The sequence below is a fragment of the Streptomyces sp. NPDC048248 genome (genome assembly GCF_043201875.1).
Taxonomy (GTDB): domain Bacteria; phylum Actinomycetota; class Actinomycetes; order Streptomycetales; family Streptomycetaceae; genus Streptomyces.
Genome location: NZ_JBICZL010000002.1, coordinates 200,000 through 216,284, shown reverse-complemented (window position 1 = coordinate 216,284; position 16,285 = coordinate 200,000). Strand labels below are relative to the sequence as shown.

The window sequence follows — 16,285 nt, the reverse complement described above, 5'->3', positions numbered from 1 at the left end:
CCGCGTGCTCAGCGGCCGAGGCCCGCGGCCAGCTCCGCGATGGCGTCCGGTCCGACCCGGCAGCAGCCGCCGATGAGCCGGGCTCCCTCGGCGGCCCACCCGGCGACCCGTTCCGCGCTGAAGGCCGGGCTGCCGCACCAGGCGCGCGCCTGTGCATCCCAGCTCTCCCCGCTGTTCGGATAGACCACCACCGGCTTTCCGGTGACCCGGGCCGCCGTCGCCACCGCCCGGTCCGCGTCCTGCGGGGCGCAGCAGTTCACGCCGACCGCGATCACCTCGTCGGCGTCCGCGGCCAGGGCGAACGCCTCCTCCAGCGGCTGCCCGGCCCGGGTGCGGTCACCCGCGACGCTGTACGACAGATACGCCGGTACGCCGAGGCCGCGCACCGCCCGCAGCAGCGCGCGGGCCTCCTCGGCGTCCGGAACCGTCTCCAGGGCCAGCACATCGGGCCGCGCCTCGGCCAGCACCTCCAGGCGCGGACGGTGGAAGCGTTCCAGCTCGTCCACCGACAGCCCGTAGCGGCCCCGGTACTCGGAGCCGTCCGCCAGCATCGCGCCGTACGGTCCCGCCGACGCGGCGACGTACAGGGGGCCGCTCACGCCGCCTTCCTGGGCCTGCCGTGCCGCCTCCCGCGCGAGTTCCACACTGCGGCCGAGCAGGGCGGTGGCCTCCGGCGCGCCGATGCCGCGCTGCGCGAACCCCTCGTACGTCGCCTGGTAGCTGGAGGTGATCGCGACCTGCGCGCCCGCCTCGTAGTAGGCGCGGTGCGCCGCGACGATGGCTGCCGGCTCCTCGGCGAGCAGCCGGGCCGACCACAGGGTGTCGCTCAGGTCGTGTCCGGCGGACTCCAACTGGTTGGACAGCCCGCCGTCCAGGACGACCGGGCCCGACGCGAGTGCTTCGGTGAGCGGCCGGCGGGTGCTGGGCATGGTGCGGTACCTCTCGTCGCTGCGGGGCGGCCCTGATGACCTGCCCCCTTTGGATCGTATCGCCGACCGCCCCGGGGCCACCGAGGGGGCAGCCGTCCTGACCTGCGGAATCTCAGGTCCGGAGAGCTGCGGTCGCCTCCTTCGGCCGGCGGTCAGCGCAGCGAGGAGAGGACGAAGGCGAAGCGGGCCGGCGCCGCTTCGAGCCGGTGCTGCGGCAGCACACCCGGCCCGCACGACTGGCTGCCGATGCCGTGCTGCGCGTGATCGAGATACAGCCACAGCCGTTCGCCGGCTTTGAGGTCCGTGGTGTGCCGGGCCGCGTCCAACTCCTCGACCGACCAGCGCCGGGCGGTGAAGAAGAAGTCGGGGTCGCCCTCGATCCGCAGGCCCGAACCGTCGGTGCGGGTCAGTTGCGCCCAGCGGACCCCGGGCCGCGCGCCGTTCTCCTGAGGTCGGACGTACGGCGTCTGGAGAGCGTCCACCGGCAGTGTCCAGCGGCCCACCCGCGCCGCGGCCCGGGTGTCGGGGTAGCCCTCGCCCGGTCCGCCACCGAACCACTGCGCCAGCCCGAGGCTGCCGCACACGGCCATCCGCACGCCGAGCCGGGGCAGCGGACCGGGCCAGTCCCCCTCGGGGTCGACGGCGGTCTCCAGCCGCAGCCGTCCCTGGTCCGCCGTCCAGCGGTAGACCGTGCGCAGCGCCAGGTCCGTGCCGGCCGGTGCGATCCGGCATCGCACCTCCAGGGCGTGCGGGCCGAGCTCGACCGCGTCGACGCGGTGGCGCATCCGGTGCAGTCCCATCCGGCGCCACTCGGTGGCGGGCCGCGGTCCCGGCTGCCAGGGGGCGGCCTCGTCGTTGTCGGTGGGCGCCCGCCACACCTCCAGCCGGGGGCCGCCGATCCGCACACCGTCCAGGTAGCAGAGCGCGCCGGTGGCGGCGTCGAAGGTTCCGGGGCCGAGGACGATCACATTGCCCACTCCCCGGCGTGGCACCGCGGTGGCCGCCGGGGCGGGGGCGGCGCGGCGCGCAGCGGCGGGCAGCTGCCCCCACGCGACCTCGTGTCCCGCCCGCGCCCAAGCGGCGTCCTCGGTCAGGACCGCCCGCACCGTCCAATGGGCTTCCGTGCCGTCGTCGTCCGGGCCGCCCGGAGGTGCAGGGAGCTTCACCTCGGCCGACTCGCCGGGCGCCAGTACCGGCACGGCGAGCCTGCCGTCCGCGCGGGCCTCGCCTTCGACCTCGTAGGCCCAGGGGAACGCGAGGTGCCCGAGGTCGGTGAAGTCGTGGAGGTTGGTGATCCGGACGGTGCCCGCGGGGCCGGTCCCTTCGATCCGTACCGGCTCGATGACCTTCTTGAACTCGACCAGACCCGGTGACGGCGTCCGGTCGGGGAAGACCAGACCGTCGCAGACGAAGTTTGCGTCGTGCAGCTCCTCGCCGAAGTCGCCGCCGTAGGCGTGGAACACCTCGCCGTCGGGCGTGGTCTGCCGCAGCCCGTGGTCGATCCACTCCCAGACGAAGCCGCCCTGGCAGCGCTCGTACGTCTCGAAGAGGCGCTGGTACTCGCTCAGCCCGCCCGGACCGTTGCCCATGGCGTGCGCGTACTCGCAGAGGATGAAGGGGAGGCCGCGCCGCCGGGCGTCCGACTCCGGGTCGGCAAGGGGCTCTTCCGTGCGCCGGCCGATGCGTTCGACCTCGGCGTGGTCGGCGTACATCCGGGAGTAGACGTCGGTGTCGGCGCAGCTGGGGTCGCCCTCGTAGTGCAGCGGGCGGGACGGGTCCCGCTCCCGCATCCAGTCGGCCATGGCGGACAGCCCCCGGCCCGTGCCGCACTCGTTGCCCAGGGACCACAGGATGACGGCGGGATGGTTCTTGTCCCGCTCGACCATCCGCCGGGCGCGGTCCAGCAGCGCCGGCTCCCAGCGCGGATCGTCGACCGGGTTGTCCCGCCAGCCCTGTTGCGCGAAGCCGTGTGTCTCCAGATCGCACTCGTCGACGACCCACAGGCCCAGCTCGTCACAGAGGTCGAGGAAGTCGGGGTGCGGCGGGTAGTGGCTGGTGCGTACCGCGTTGATGTTGTGCTGCTTCATCAGCAGCAGATCGCGGCGCATCGCCTCCGGGCCGAGGGCGCGGCCGTAGCGGGGGTGGAACTCATGGCGGTTGACGCCGCGCAGCAGGATGCGGCGGCCGTTGACCTTGAGGAGGCCGCCTTCGACCCGGACCGTGCGGAACCCGATGCGCAGCGGGATCCGCTCGCCCGCGGTGATCAGCTCGCCGTCGTAGAGGTGGGGCCGCTCCGCGCTCCACGGGCGGACCGGGAGCGTGGCGCTGCGGCCGGTCGGCAGATCGAGGCCCAGGGCAGGGACGGTGATCCGGCCCGCAGGATCGCAGTCGACGCGGAGCGTGCCGTGGCCGGTGACGTCGTCGAACCCGGCGTGCACGAAGTGGTCCACGACCGAGCCGGCCGGGCGACGGTGGAGCGAGACGCTGCGGAAGATGCCCGGCAGCCACCACTGGTCCTGGTCCTCCAGATAGCTGCCCGCCGACCACTGGTGGACGCGCACGGCGAGGACGTTGCGCCGCGGCCGCAGCAGGTGTCCCACCGCGAACTCGTGCGGCAGTCTGCTGCCCTGGAAGTTCCCCAGCTCCTGCCCGTTGAGCCAGACCCTCGCGCAGGACTCCACCCCGCCGAAGTGCAGCACCGCGGGCCCTTCGCCCCATCCGTCGGGCAGGTCGAAGACATGGCGGTGATCGCCCGTCGGATTCTCGTCCGGCACCCGCGGCGGATCGACCGGGAAGGGGTAGGCGGTGTTGGTGTACGCGGGCGAGCCGCTGTGTGGCGGTTCGTCCGCGTCCTCGTACGCGCCGTCGGTGGCGAAGCCGCCCTTGAGCACCCAGTGGCCCGGGACCCGCAGGCCCTGCCAGTACGCGTCGTCGAAATCGGGACGGGCGAAGGAATCGTCGTGTGCCGTGGCGGTGGGCGAGAGCCGGAAGCGCCAGGTGCCGTGCAGCGAGACCCGGTCGGCGTCGGACCCGGCGTGCCACGCGCGCGGCGGCAGGCACCCGCTGCCCGGTGAAGGGTCCTCGTAGTACGCCGGGAGGCCCGGCGCGGGCACCCCGGCGGCATCCTGCGGCGACTGTCCGTCCGACATGTGGTGCGGCCTGTTCGGGGACGTGCCGGTCACTGGTCCTCCTCGCTGCGGGGCGACGGCCATGCGGTGGGGGATCAGCTCAGCGAATCACGACCGGACGCGCACCGCAGCCGGATGGGGAGGATTGGTCCGGCGGCACCGCGACGGCCGTGACGGGTTCCGGACGGCGGCCCCGCAATCCGGTCACGGCTGCCGCGCGCGATGCCTCAGCGGGCGAGTTCGGCCGCGAACGGGACCGCGGCGGGCGGCTCGCCGGCGTCCCCGGCCGTCGGATGCCGCCACAGACCCGCCTCCCGCAGGCGCGGCAGGACGCCCTCACCGAACCAGTAGGCCTCCTCGACGTGCGGGTGCCCGGAGAGGATGAACTCGTCGATGCCCAGCCGGTGGTACTCGGCGATCCGCTCCGCCACCTCGGTGTGACTGCCGACCAGCGCGGTGCCCGCGCCGCCCCGCACGAGTCCGATGCCCGCCCACAGGTTGGGCGCGATCTCCAGCCCGTCGGTGCTGCCGCCGTGCAGCGCCAGCATCCGGCGCTGGCCCTCGGACTCGCTGCGGGCCAGCCCCGCCTGCACGGAGCTGATCGCCTCCGGGGTGAAGCCGTCCAGCAGCCGCCGTGCCTCGGCCCAGGCCGTGTCCGCGGTGTCGCGGGTGATGACGTGCAGGCGGATGCCGAACCGCACCGTGCGGCCTGCGCGCTCCGCCGACTCCCGGATCCAGGCGATCTTCCGCTCGACCTGCGCCGGCGGTTCGCCCCAGGTCAGATAGACATCGGCGGACCGCGCCGCGACCTCGCCAGCGGCGGGGGAGGACCCGCCGAAGTACACCTGCGGGATCGGGTCGGGCACCCGCGCGAGCCGGGCGCCTTCCACCCGCAGCTGGTCACCGGCGAAGTCAACCGTCCCGCCCTGCCACAACTCCCGGACGATGCGGAGGAATTCGCCGGTCCGCGCATAGCGGGCGTCCTTGTCCAGGAAGTCCCCGTACGCGCGCTGTTCGTGGCTCTCCCCGCCGGTGACGACGTTCAGCAGCAGCCGCCCGCCGGAGTGCCGCTGGAAGGTGGCCGCCATCTGGGCGGCCAGGGTGGGAGACACGATGCCGGGCCGGAAGGCCACCAGGAATTTCAGCCGCTCGGTCTCCCGGGCCAGCATGGCGGTGGTCAGCCAGGCGTCCTCGCACCAGGCGCCGGTGGGCGTGAGGGCTCCTTCGAACCCGAGGTCCTCGGCGGCGCGGGCGATCTGGGTGAGGTAGCCGAGGGTGGCCGGCCGCTCCCCGCCGGCGGCTCCCGCGGGCAGACCGTGACCGCCGCCGACGACATGACGGCTGTCGCCGTAGGTGGGCAGGAACCAGTGGAACGTGAGGGACATGCGGTACTCCGGGGGTGACAAGGGTGACCAGGGCGGCACAGAGGCCGGCTGAGGAGGAAGCGGTGGGTCTCACAACAGGCCGTGGCGCGGCGGCCGGACGCCGTTGAGGACGTAGCGGCCGATGTGCTGGACCTTCCAGCGGACCGGATCGTGCAGGGTGTGGGTGCGCGCGTCGCGCCAGTGACGGTGCAGGTTGAGGCCGTCCAGCGCGGCCCTGGTGCCGGCCACCTCGAACAGCGCGCTGCCGGTCTCCACCGCCGCCTCCGCGGCCACGACCTTCGCCGCTGCCACCGCGATCGACGCCTCGGCGGCGGAGTCGTCGGTCAGGGCGGCCTCCGCCGTGTCCACTGTCCGCGCCGCCTCGGCCAGCAGCGCCTCCGCGGTCCGCACCCGGATGGTCAGTTCACCGAAGCGCTGGATGAGCAGCGGGTCCTCGGCCGCGGTCTCGAAACCGCTCTCGAACCAGGGCCGGCTCTTGGACCGGACGAACGCCACGGCCTCCGCGAGCGCGCCGGAGGCGATCCCGGTGTCGATCGCGGCATGCAGCAATTGCGCCACCGCACCGTGCAGTTGAGGTCCTTGAAAGGTGAGGTGATGGGGCAGGACGCGATCCGCCGGCACCTCCACATCCGTCAGGCGCACCGTGCCGCTGGCCGTCGTCCGCTGCCCCATGCCGTCCCAGTCGTCGACGACCTGAACGCCCGGAGCGTCCCGCGGCACGTACGCCACATGCAGCGCGTCGTCACCGCCCCGCGCCAGCACCGGAATCCAGTCCGCGAACAGCGCCCCCGTCGCATAGTGCTTGACCCCGCTCAGCAGGTACGAGCCGTCCGCCGTGGGTCGCAGCCGGGTGCGGATGTCCTGGACGTGCCGGGTGCCCGCCTCCGACTGCGCGTTGCCGAAGCGTCGCCCGGCAAGCACCTCACCGAAGAAGAACTTCTGCTGCGCTGTGTCGCCCTGACGGCGCAGCACATTGAGATACACGAAGTGGCTCTGCGGGATCTGCGACAGGCTGGCGTCCGCCGACGCCAGCAGCCGGAAGACCTCGGCCAGCGTCGTCGTCCGCACCTGCGCGCCGCCGTGACCGCGCGGCACGGTGACGCCGAGCAGCCCGCTCGCCGAGAGCCGCTCCAGTTCGGCGTGCGGCAGTTGCCGGCCGGCATCGCGCCCGGCCGCACCGGCGCGGAACTCCTCGGCCAGTTCCGCGGCGACCGCCAGGGCCTCGGCGTCGTCGGTGATGACATGGGCGGGGACGGGCCGCGCGGGAGCGGTCACGGTGCTGCCTCCTGAGGGCTTGTGCGGACGGAACGGCGAACGGGGTGGTCAGCCGGCGACGGACAGCAGCGGACTGCCTCCGAGCGCGCCGGAGAACTGGTGCAGAACCTGGTTCAGTCCCTCCCGCGCGGCGGGGTCGACGGTCAGCGAGCCGTCTTCGCGTACCGCCAGATGACGGTCGAGGACGAACCAGCCCTGCACGATGTGCCCCGCTCCCATCGACGACAGCACCGGCCGCAGCGCGTAGTCGATGGCCAGGACATGCGCGGTGCTGCCGCCGGTCGCCAGCGGCAGGACGGTCTTGTCCCGCAGGGCGTACTGCGGCAGCAGGTCCAGCAGTGACTTGAGCAGCCCGGAGTAGGCGGCCTTGTAGACGGGGGTGCCGACGATGATGCCGTCCGCCTGCGCGAACAGCTCGGTGGCCTCGACGATCGCCGGATGGCCGAAGTCGGCTCCCAGCAGGGCCTCGGGGGGCAGCGTACGGACGTCGAGGGGGACGACGTGGTGCCCCTCGGCGGTGAGCCGGGCGTCCAGATGACGCAGCAGGCGCGCGGTCCGCGACGTCGCGGACGGACTGCCGGAGACGGAAAGGACGGTGGACATGCACGATCACCTCGGAACGGGTGGTGGGAGAAGCCGAAGAAGAAGGCGGAAGAGGGGGAGGAGGGAGGCGGGCCGGGGTGCTCGGCGCGCGGCGGCGCCGGGCACCCCGGCGGCAACCGGTCAGGAATACCAGGTGGGTTCCGGCAGATCACCGGTGAGCACGAACCGTCCGACCTCGCGGCGCTTGTACGCCACCGGGTCGTGCAGGGTGTGCGTGCGGACGTTGCGCCAGAAGCGGTCCAGGCCCTCGGCGCTCGCGGTCGACCGGGCCCCGGTCACCTCGAAGATCCGGTTCGTGACCTCCAACGCCACCTCCGTGGCACGGGCCTTGACCGCCGCCACCCGGATCTCGAACTCACCGCGGTCCTGCTCGGTCACCTCGTCCGGGGCGTCGTGCAGCCGCTGCCCCTCCTCGGCGACCCGGTCGGCCAGTGCCTCGGCCGCCCAGATCTTGCCGGTGAGGTCGCCGTAGGTGTCGATGACGTACGGCTCGTCCACCGCCCGCTCGTGGCCACCGTGCAGCCACGACCGGGCCTTGGTGCGGGTGTAGGTCGCCGCGGTCTCCAGCGCACCCGCGGCGATCCCGAGGTAGAAGTGCGCGAAGACCAGCTGGATCGTGGGCACATTGAGGGTGTTGTAGACGCGCGGCCGGAACTTCTTGTCCACGTACCCGGCGGCCGCCGCCCACGGAACCCGCACCTCGTCCAGGGTGACGCTGCCGCTCTCGGTCAGCCGCTGACCGATGTTGTCCCAGTCGTCGTGGAAGGTCAGGCCCGCACTGTCCGACGGGACGATGGCGAACACATGGTCGTCGGTGCCCTCCAGGACGCCTTCCAGCACGGTGACGTCGGAGACGTTGCTCCCGGTGGAGAACGTCTTGCGGCCGCTGAAGAGGAGGTGCTCGCCCTCGTCCCGCACCACCACGTCGTTGTCCCGCGGGTTGACCGCCCCGCCGAAGAACCACTGGTTGCGGGCGGCCTCCGCCTCCACCTGCTGCCACTGCTCGGGGGTCCCGACGAGCCGGGCCGCCCAGTTCCACAGGTAGTGGTAGCCCAGCAGCTGGCCGATGGACCCGTCGGCCTTGGCGACCTCGCGGATCACCCGGTAGGCGGTCGGCCAGTCCTGGCCCGCGCCCCCGTGCTCGACCGGCCCGAGCAGGGTGACAAGTCCGGAATCCTTCAGCAGTCGGATCTCGGCGTGCGGGGTGGCGCCCGCGTGGTCACGAGCGGCGGCGTCGGTGGCGAGTACGGCGGACACCTCGGCGGCCCGCTCGACCCAGCCCTGCGGGCTGTCGGGCGCGGGCCGGGTCTGCCATGCGGTCGGTGCGATGGTGCTCATGGAAATCTCCCTGGGTGAGGGGACGGACGTGAAGGAAGGACGGCGGGGACGTCCCCGCTCGGGGGCGCTCAGATGCGGGCGGTGGCGGCAACCGGGGCGGCCGAGGACGGGGACACTGCCTCCTGCGCCTCCAACTCGCGCACCAGCGGCAGCACGCGCTTGCCGAAGTACTCGACCTCTTCCAGGTAGTGCAGGAATCCGAGCAGGAAGAGATCCACGCCGAGCCGCTTGTAGGCGACGATGCGTTCGGCGATCTGCTCGGGTGTGCCGATCAGGCCGGTACGGAAGCCGTCGTTGTACTGGACGAGGTCCGCGAACGAGGAGTCCTGCCACATGCCGGTGCCGTCCGCCGTGGACTGCCCGGCCTGCTTCACCGCGGCGCCGAAGCCGTGCACCGCCTCGGTGTCCGCCTTGGCGACGATCTCCCGCAGCACCTCGCGGGCCTCGGCCTCGGTGTCGCGTGCGATGAGGAATCCGTTCAGCCCGAAGCGGGGCGCCGGCCGGCCCGCGGCCGCGGCCGAGGCGTGGACGTCCCTGATCTGCTCGGTGACGCCGTCGAAGTCCTTGCCGTTGCTGAAGTACCAGTCGGAGACCCGGCCGGCCATCGCACGTGCCGCGGTGGAGTTGCCGCCCTGGAAGATCTCCGGATGGGGCCGCTCGGGGGAGTTGAGCGGCTTCGGCTTCAGCGAGAAGTCCCGGATCCGGTAGAAGTCCCCGGCCAGTTCGGCGTGGTCCTCGGTCCACACGGCGCGCAGTGCCCGGATGAACTCCTCGGCGCGGCGGTAGCGCTCGTCGTGCTCCAGCCACGGCTCCCCGAGCGCGGTGAACTCGCCCTTGAACCAACCGCTGACCACGTTCACCGCGAACCGGCCGCCGGAGAGCTGGTCGGCGGTGGCTCCCAGCTTCGCGAGCACACCCGGGTGCCACAGCCCCGGATGCACGGCCGCGATGACCTTCAGCCGCTCGGTGGCGAGCAGCAGGGCGAGGCTGAAGCTCGTGGACTCGTGCTGGTACTCCGCGCCGTAGCTGGCCATGTAACGGACCTGGCTCAGCGCGTACTCGAAGCCGTTGTTCTCGGCGAGCACGGCCAGCTCGCGGTTGTAGTCGTAACCCCAGTCGGTGCGCTGCTCGATGGTGCTGGTCACCAGGCCGCCACTGACGTTGGGCACCCAATACGCGAAACGCGCGGGCCCGTTGGCGGGCAGGTCGGACATCGAAACTCCCGGTGTGCTGAAAGAAGGCATGGCGAATGGCGTTCCGGCGGTCGCCCGAAGGCGCGCAGGCGGAACGAGTGAGGAATTGCTGGTGATCTATCAGGCTCGGAGCGGTAGCGTCGGCGAGCGCCTGCCCAAGGGAATTGCCCGCTTATCTGGACGACCTTGCGACGCGAGTCCGTCCTGCCGTGGCGCGACTTTCGAAAGCCGCTTTCCTCTCGGCGTTTCCGGCACGTCCCGTGATCTGCACGGGCACGCGGGAGGGCGGGTTTCCGCGCGGCGCAAGGGCGTCGGCGGTCCGCACGAACGGGGCGCCCGTCCGCGGTATCGCTCCTCAGCGCACCGGGCGACAGAGCGAGCTGGAAACCCGCACGAGGTCGATGTGACGCCGCTGCGTGAGCTGCTGTTGCTCGTTCATGAACGCGTCACCTCCTCGAAACAATTCGCCGCACCGGCTCATCGGAAGCGGCCTCGCGGCCGCTTTCCGGGCCATTTCCGCATCAAGGCTGCCGCTTCTTCGACGAGTTTAGCGACCGGTCCGCCGGCGGTCGATACGGCATCCGTGAGGTGGTGATAGGGTTTCCCTTGAAGCGGTGATCAAGGAAACGGGATCACGCCACCGCAGGAGCCGGGGATGTGCATTCCGTGCGAATCGAGCAACTCGAATACATCGCGGCCGTCACCCGCCTCGGTTCCCTGCGCAGGGCCGCCGAGGAACTGCATCTCTCGCAGCCCGCACTGAGCGAGACCGTCCGCAATCTGGAACGCGAACTGGGTGTGGACCTCCTCGACCGCAAGCGTTCCGGGGCGAAGATCAGCGAAGACGGCCGGGAGCTGCTGCCGCACATCACGGGCGTGCTCGACGCGGTCGACAAGCTGCGCCGCGCCGCGGACGACCAGCACCACATCAGCCGCATGGTGCGCCTGGGCACCGTCAACGCCGCCACCGTGCCGCTGCTGGTGCCCACCCTCCGGGAATTCCACGCCGATCATCCGCTGACCCAGGCCGAGGTGATCGGCGCCCAGCAGGCCGAGATCCACCGCTCACTGCTGGAGGGCAGCCTCGACCTCGGACTCGTCAACTACCTGCGGGGCGACGACGTCCCACCGGACTTCCACACCACAGAACTCCTGCGGGGCCGGCCGGTGGTGTGCCTTCGGCCGGACAGCCCCCTGGCGGAGCTGAGCGAGGTGCGGGTGACGGATCTGCTGGAGCAGCCGCTGATCGTGATGCGCGCCGGCTACGTCATGCACCGCTTCGTCCACCGGCTCCTCAACGGCCGTGCGCCGACCTTCTCGTACTCCACCGACGGCGCCGAGATGGGCAAGCTGATGGTCGCCGAGGGCCTCGGCGCCACCGTCCTGCCCGACTTCAGCATCGTCGGCGACCCTTTGGAGCGCAGCGGCGCCATCACCTGGCGTCCGCTGGCGGCCGACCGCACCGAGGTCCTCCTGGTGATCCAGCGCCGCCGCTCCGGCTCGGTCCCCCGGGCAGCCCGCGACCTGCACGACATCTTCGTACGGCGAGCGGCAACGCACCGGGCGGCGACGGAGGGCGGGGACGACTGACGAGGCGCCCCGCCCCCGCCCCCGCCCCCGCCCCCGCAGCCCCGCCTGGCTCGTTCAGCCCTCGTCCGACAGTGCCGCGAGCGCGCCCGCCGGGTCCTCGCTGGGCGGCCCTGCCGGGGCCCACTGGCCGGCCTCCTTGCGGAACGGCCACCAGCGTCCGTCCCGCCCGTAGCGCAGCTGCGCATCGCCGCCGACCACGGTCCAGCGGTTGCGGTCGGCCCGCAGCCGCGGCCGCGTGTCGCCCTCCTGCCAGGCCGCCGCGAGGCGGTCGGTCGCACGGGCCAGCGCATCGGGCTCGGGCCACCGGTCGTCCTCCAGGACGGCGAGCCCGGCCGGGCCGCCCACCTCCCAGGCCCGTACCGCGAGTCCGAGAGCCCGCACGTCGCGTCCCGAACCGGCCGCGAGCCGCCGCGATATGGCCCCGTCGGGCCGGGCGACGGCCAGCCGCACCGCGTCCTGGGAGACCGTCAGCTCCTGCGGTAGCGGATTGTCCGGGTGCCAGGTGGAAAGCGCGTCCGTCAGCAGCTGCTGGGCGCGCGCCGCCGCGTCGGCGATCAGGAACTCCAGCGCGGCGACGTCCACTCCGGGTGCGGGTGGGGAGTCGCCGCCCAGCACCGGCGCGGGGCCCGGCGCTTCGACTGGAGGGGGCGGAGCGGGCAGCGGCGGCAGGATGTCCCGGGCCGCGTACGCCTCGGTGGCCGACACCCCCGCACTGTGCGGGTCCGCGGCGTCCGCCGCCTCGGCGGACGGCGCTCGGGCCGCGCTGCGCGCCTGCAACTCATCCAACAGCTCCCGCTCACCGCGCCCGCGCAACAGCAGCAACACGAAAGGATCCTGGTCCAGTAGCCGCGCCAACTGGTAGCAGAGCGCGGCCGAATGAGCGCAGTGGTCCCACGCCTCGCAGCTGCACTCCGGCTCCAGGTCGCCTATCCCCGGCAGCAGATCGATCCCGGCGGCGGCCGCGTCCTCGACGAGCACCGGCGGCATCTCCCGGTGCAGCAGCGCGGCGATGTGCCCGGACCGGTCGGCGACCAGGTCCAGCAACCGGTCCCAGTCCGCCGCGCTCAGCTGCTGCAGCAGGACGTCGGAGCGGTGCCGGCTGCCGTCACGGTCCTGCACGACCGCGGTGATCCGGCCGGGGAGCACCGACACCGCGCCGACCGCGCCCGCCCGCGCGTGCCGGCGGCCCAGCTTGAGCTGCGCCCCGTCCAGCGCGGTGTCCTCCAGCGCCTTGAGCCAGGCCAGCCCCCACCAACTGCGCGCGAAGGCGCGGCCGCGCTCGACCGGCAGGGCCGCGAAGGTGCGCTCGGGGCCGGCACCTTCCCCGGGTGGTGCCGGCGAGCGCTCTGCGGTGTTCCGCGAGGTGGGGTCGGCCGTGTCGTCGTCGGGCGTGTTCATCGCTCGCTCCCTCGCAGTGCGACCAGGTCCGCCAGTTCGGCGTCGGTGAGTTCGGTCAGCGCGGCCTCGCCCGAGCCCAGCACCGCGTCGGCCAACTGCTGCTTCCTGGACAGCATTTCGGCGATCCGGTCCTCGACCGTGCCCTCCGTGATCATGCGGTGCACCTGAACCGGCTGGGTCTGTCCGATGCGGTACGCGCGATCGGTGGCCTGCGCCTCGACCGCCGGATTCCACCAGCGGTCGAAGTGCACGACATGCGCGGCCCGGGTGAGGTTCAGGCCCGTACCCGCCGCCTTCAGCGACAGCAGGAACACCGGCACCGCCCCGCCCTGGAACTGCCGGACCATCTCCTCGCGACGGGCCACCGGTGTGCCGCCGTGGAGGAACGCGGTGGGCACGCCGCGCGCCGCCAGATGCTTCTCCAGCAGCCGTGCCATCTGCACGTACTGCGTGAATACCAGGACGCTCGCGTCCTCGGCGAGAAGCGTGTCCAGCAGCTCGTCGAGCAGCTCCACCTTCCCCGAACGCCCGCCGATCCGCGGGGGGCCGTCCTGTGTGTCGAGCTCCTTGAGGTACTGCGCGGGGTGATTGCAGATCTGCTTCAGGGCGGTGAGCAACTTGACCACCAGCCCGCGGCGGGCGAACCCGTCCGTACCGGCGATGTCGCTGAGCCCCTCGCGCACCACGGCCTCGTACAGGCCGGCCTGCTCCTTGGTCAGCGCCACCGCGCGATCGGTCTCCGTCTTCGGCGGCAGCTCCGGCGCGATCCCCGGATCGGACTTGCGCCGCCGCAGCAGGAACGGCCGCACCAGTCGGGTCAGTTGCCCGGCCGCCGCGCGAGCCTCGGCCGACGCCGCCGCGCCGCCCTCGATGGCCTGTGCGTAGCGCGTACGGAACCGGCCGAGAGACCCCAGCAGCCCCGGCGTCGTCCAGTCCAGAATCGCCCACAGTTCCGACAGGTTGTTCTCCACCGGGGTGCCGGTCAGTGCCACCCGGGCCTTCGCCGGGATCGTGCGCAACGCCTTGGCGGTCGCGGAGAACGGATTCTTGACGTGCTGGGCCTCGTCCGCGACGACCAGCCCCCAGCCGGCGTCCGCCAGCTTGTCGGCGTGCAGCCGCATCGTGCCGTACGTGGTGAGCACGAACTCGCCCCCGGCCAGGTCCGCCAGGCTGCGCCGCCCGGCGTGGAAGCGGCGGACCGGGGTGCCGGGTGCGAACTTCTCGATCTCCCGCTGCCAGTTGCCCATGAGGGAGGTGGGGCAGACGACGAGCGTGGGGCCGGCCGAGTCCCGATCGGTCTGCCGGTGCAGATGCAGTGAGATGAGAGTGATCGTCTTGCCCAGGCCCATGTCGTCGGCGAGACAGCAGCCGAGCCCCAGCGAGGTCATCCGGTGCAGCCAGCCGAGCCCGCGCAGCTGGTAGTCCCGCAACGTCGCGGTCAGGGCGGCGGGTTGGCGCAGCGGCTCGGCATCGGCCCGGTCCGGATCGGCGAGCCGGTCGCGCAGCCGGGCGAGCCAGCCGGAGGCCGTCACCTCCACCGGCCGGCCGTCCTCGCCCTCTGCGGTGCCGGTCAGGGCGGCGCCGAGCGCGTCGAGCGGTGTGATCTTGCGGTCCCGGCGTTCCCGGGCGGCACGCACCGCCTCGGGGTCGATCAGGACCCACTGGTCGTGCAGCCGCACCAGGGGCCGGCCGGCCTCGGCGAGCCGGTCGAGTTCCGCCTTGTCGACCTCCTGGCCGTCCACCGCGAACCGCCAGCTGAAGGAGAGCAGCGCGTCGGCCGACAGGAGGGAAGGCAGCCGGGAGTCCCGCGAATCGAGCGGGTCCGGCGGACCGACGACAGCGCGACCGGTCAGCTTGCGGGCCAGCTCCTTGGGCCAGTGCACCCGCACGCCCGCGGCCGCCAGTGCCCGCGCCGCCGGACCGAGCAGTTCGGCGATCTCCTCGTCGTCGAGCTCCAGCGCATCGGGCACGGCGGCCGAGAGCAACGGGGCAAGCGGCGCCCAGGCGTCGGCGGCCCTGCGCAACGTGCGCAGGGTGTCCATCCGCACCCGCGGACCGAACGCCCTGGCCGCGGGCGAGGTCCCGGCCCAGACCGCGGCGGCATCGGCGACCAGCGCCGGGTCGGTGAGGCTGTGCAACTGGAGGACGGCGGTGAAGGTGACATCGTCGGGATCGGCGACGCCGCATTCCTCGGGGCGTCCACCAGGGTCGCCCGGGTCGCCGGAAGAAGGGGCGATCCCGCGGTCTGCTCCCTCCGCATCCGCCGCATGCTTCGGCCCGCCCGGCACGTCCGCTCCGTGCACCTCCACCCGCAGCGAGATCCGGACGCCCGCGTCGTGGCCCGCGGCGACATCCGCGGCCCAACTGCGCTGCTCGGGGACGCGCTGCGGGGGCTGCGCCGCGAAGGCCGGGGCGCCGGTGGCCAGCGCCGCGGCCGGGGACCGGGGCAGCCCGTCGGCCACGGCATCGAGGAACGCGCGCAGATGACGCTCGGGCTCGGGCAGTGCGACGGGGTCGGTGTCCGGGAGCGGCGTGGCGTGCGCATGCGGCGGCATCGCGGCGGCCAGGTCGCGCAGCCGCTCGATATCGGCGGGATCGAGCGGGCCGAGCCGCCAGGCGTCGTGGTCCGCGGGGCTGACGCCCGGCAGCAGCCGGCCCCGGGCGGCGAGCTGGAGAGCCAGCACGGCCGCGGCACCCCAGAACGCCGCGGCCGGATCGGCGCCGCGCGCGGCCCGGGACCTGGTGAGGACGGGCACCGCGGCGGCGACCGGCAGCACCACGGCGGGGACGCCGAAGACCGCGATCCTGCCGTCCTCGTCCGGGAGGGCGACGGGCAGATCGTCCACACGAGGCAGATCGTGCAGGCCCGGCGGGTCCGTGGCGGCCGTGCCGGGCGCCGACGTGCCGGGGCCGGCGACGGGCTCACCGTCCGGGCGCCAGAACGCCACCCGCCCGGCTCGTGGCGGATCCGACGGAAGGAAGACCGCCGCGCAGCGGGAGAGCTCGGTGACGTGAGCGGGGGTGACCGCGGGGAGTGATGCCACGGGGCCGAGGACTCCTCAAGTTTGACTACTGACTCTGAAGCGCCCGAGGGTACAGCACGCTCGGGCCCCTCAGGGAACCCGCGGCGCGAAAACGGCGTTCAATGGGGTACACAGAGCGCGGCAGGCGCCGCGGAAGGGGCGTGAAGGATGTCCACACAGGCGAAGGTCGCGATCGGGGGCGTCGCGGTGGGAGTGATCCTGCTGTGGCTGCTGCCGTTCTGGGCGGCCGTACTGGTCATGGTCGGAGTCCCGGCCGTCGCGTATCTGACCCTCGACTCCTCGCAGCGGCGGCGGCTGCGCCGCGTCAGCCGCAAACAGATCGGCCGCTGAACGACGGGGCCCCGGCCGAATGCGGGGCCCCGGCCGAATGCGGGGGCCCGGGCCGGCCGCGGTCGCCCGGGG

Annotated in this window: 12 protein-coding genes; 2 read left to right on the top strand and 10 right to left on the bottom strand. The window is 73.0% G+C overall.

The features are described 5' to 3' along the window. Window positions 1–8 precede the first annotated feature (8 nt). From mmuM to ACGFZW_RS04145, 8 genes are all read right to left on the bottom strand, one after another. On the bottom strand, window positions 9–929 hold the full coding sequence (gene mmuM, locus ACGFZW_RS04180; protein ID WP_393891464.1) for a homocysteine S-methyltransferase: 921 nt from the start codon (window positions 927–929) through the stop codon (window positions 9–11). Window positions 930–1,081: 152 nt separating this feature from the next. After that, complete coding sequence (locus tag ACGFZW_RS04175; RefSeq protein ID WP_393891815.1) at window positions 1,082–4,078, bottom strand: glycoside hydrolase family 2 TIM barrel-domain containing protein; 2,997 nt, start codon at window positions 4,076–4,078, stop codon at window positions 1,082–1,084. 206 nt (window positions 4,079–4,284) lie between these two features. Further along, complete coding sequence (locus ACGFZW_RS04170; RefSeq protein WP_393891463.1) at window positions 4,285–5,442, bottom strand: LLM class flavin-dependent oxidoreductase; 1,158 nt, start codon at window positions 5,440–5,442, stop codon at window positions 4,285–4,287. Window positions 5,443–5,511: 69 nt separating this feature from the next. Beyond that, on the bottom strand, window positions 5,512–6,717 hold the full coding sequence (locus tag ACGFZW_RS04165; protein WP_393891462.1) for an SfnB family sulfur acquisition oxidoreductase: 1,206 nt from the start codon (window positions 6,715–6,717) through the stop codon (window positions 5,512–5,514). 48 nt (window positions 6,718–6,765) lie between these two features. Then, window positions 6,766–7,320: an NADPH-dependent FMN reductase gene (ssuE, locus tag ACGFZW_RS04160; protein WP_393891461.1), complete on the bottom strand. Its 555-nt coding sequence runs from the start codon at window positions 7,318–7,320 to the stop codon at window positions 6,766–6,768. A gap of 120 nt (window positions 7,321–7,440) precedes the next feature. Beyond that, the gene (locus ACGFZW_RS04155; RefSeq protein ID WP_393891460.1) at window positions 7,441–8,658 is read right to left on the bottom strand and encodes an acyl-CoA dehydrogenase family protein; all 1,218 of its coding nucleotides are present in this window, start codon (window positions 8,656–8,658) and stop codon (window positions 7,441–7,443) included. A gap of 68 nt (window positions 8,659–8,726) precedes the next feature. Further along, window positions 8,727–9,872 (bottom strand): dimethylsulfone monooxygenase SfnG, encoded by a 1,146-nt coding sequence (gene sfnG, locus ACGFZW_RS04150; protein WP_393891459.1) that lies wholly within the window; start codon window positions 9,870–9,872, stop codon window positions 8,727–8,729. A 334-nt stretch (window positions 9,873–10,206) separates the two neighbouring features. Continuing rightward, complete coding sequence (locus ACGFZW_RS04145) at window positions 10,207–10,290, bottom strand: putative leader peptide (RefSeq protein ID WP_393891814.1); 84 nt, start codon at window positions 10,288–10,290, stop codon at window positions 10,207–10,209. Window positions 10,291–10,517: 227 nt separating this feature from the next. Here ACGFZW_RS04145 and ACGFZW_RS04140 point away from each other — a divergent pair, with 227 nt between their 5' ends. Continuing rightward, window positions 10,518–11,441, top strand: coding sequence for a LysR family transcriptional regulator (locus ACGFZW_RS04140; RefSeq protein ID WP_393891813.1), 924 nt, complete (start codon window positions 10,518–10,520; stop codon window positions 11,439–11,441). A 54-nt stretch (window positions 11,442–11,495) separates the two neighbouring features. On the opposite strand, the gene ACGFZW_RS04135 is transcribed toward ACGFZW_RS04140, so the two are convergent. After that, the gene (locus ACGFZW_RS04135; RefSeq protein ID WP_393891458.1) at window positions 11,496–12,839 is read right to left on the bottom strand and encodes an SWF or SNF family helicase; all 1,344 of its coding nucleotides are present in this window, start codon (window positions 12,837–12,839) and stop codon (window positions 11,496–11,498) included. Next, window positions 12,836–15,883, bottom strand: a complete 3,048-nt coding sequence (locus tag ACGFZW_RS04130) for a DEAD/DEAH box helicase (RefSeq protein WP_393891457.1) — start codon at window positions 15,881–15,883, stop codon at window positions 12,836–12,838. The genes ACGFZW_RS04135 and ACGFZW_RS04130 overlap by 4 nt, the downstream gene beginning before the upstream one ends. A 147-nt stretch (window positions 15,884–16,030) precedes the next feature. Here ACGFZW_RS04130 and ACGFZW_RS04125 point away from each other — a divergent pair, with 147 nt between their 5' ends. Continuing rightward, window positions 16,031–16,213: a hypothetical protein gene (locus tag ACGFZW_RS04125; protein WP_363154676.1), complete on the top strand. Its 183-nt coding sequence runs from the start codon at window positions 16,031–16,033 to the stop codon at window positions 16,211–16,213. Window positions 16,214–16,285: the final 72 nt, after the last annotated feature.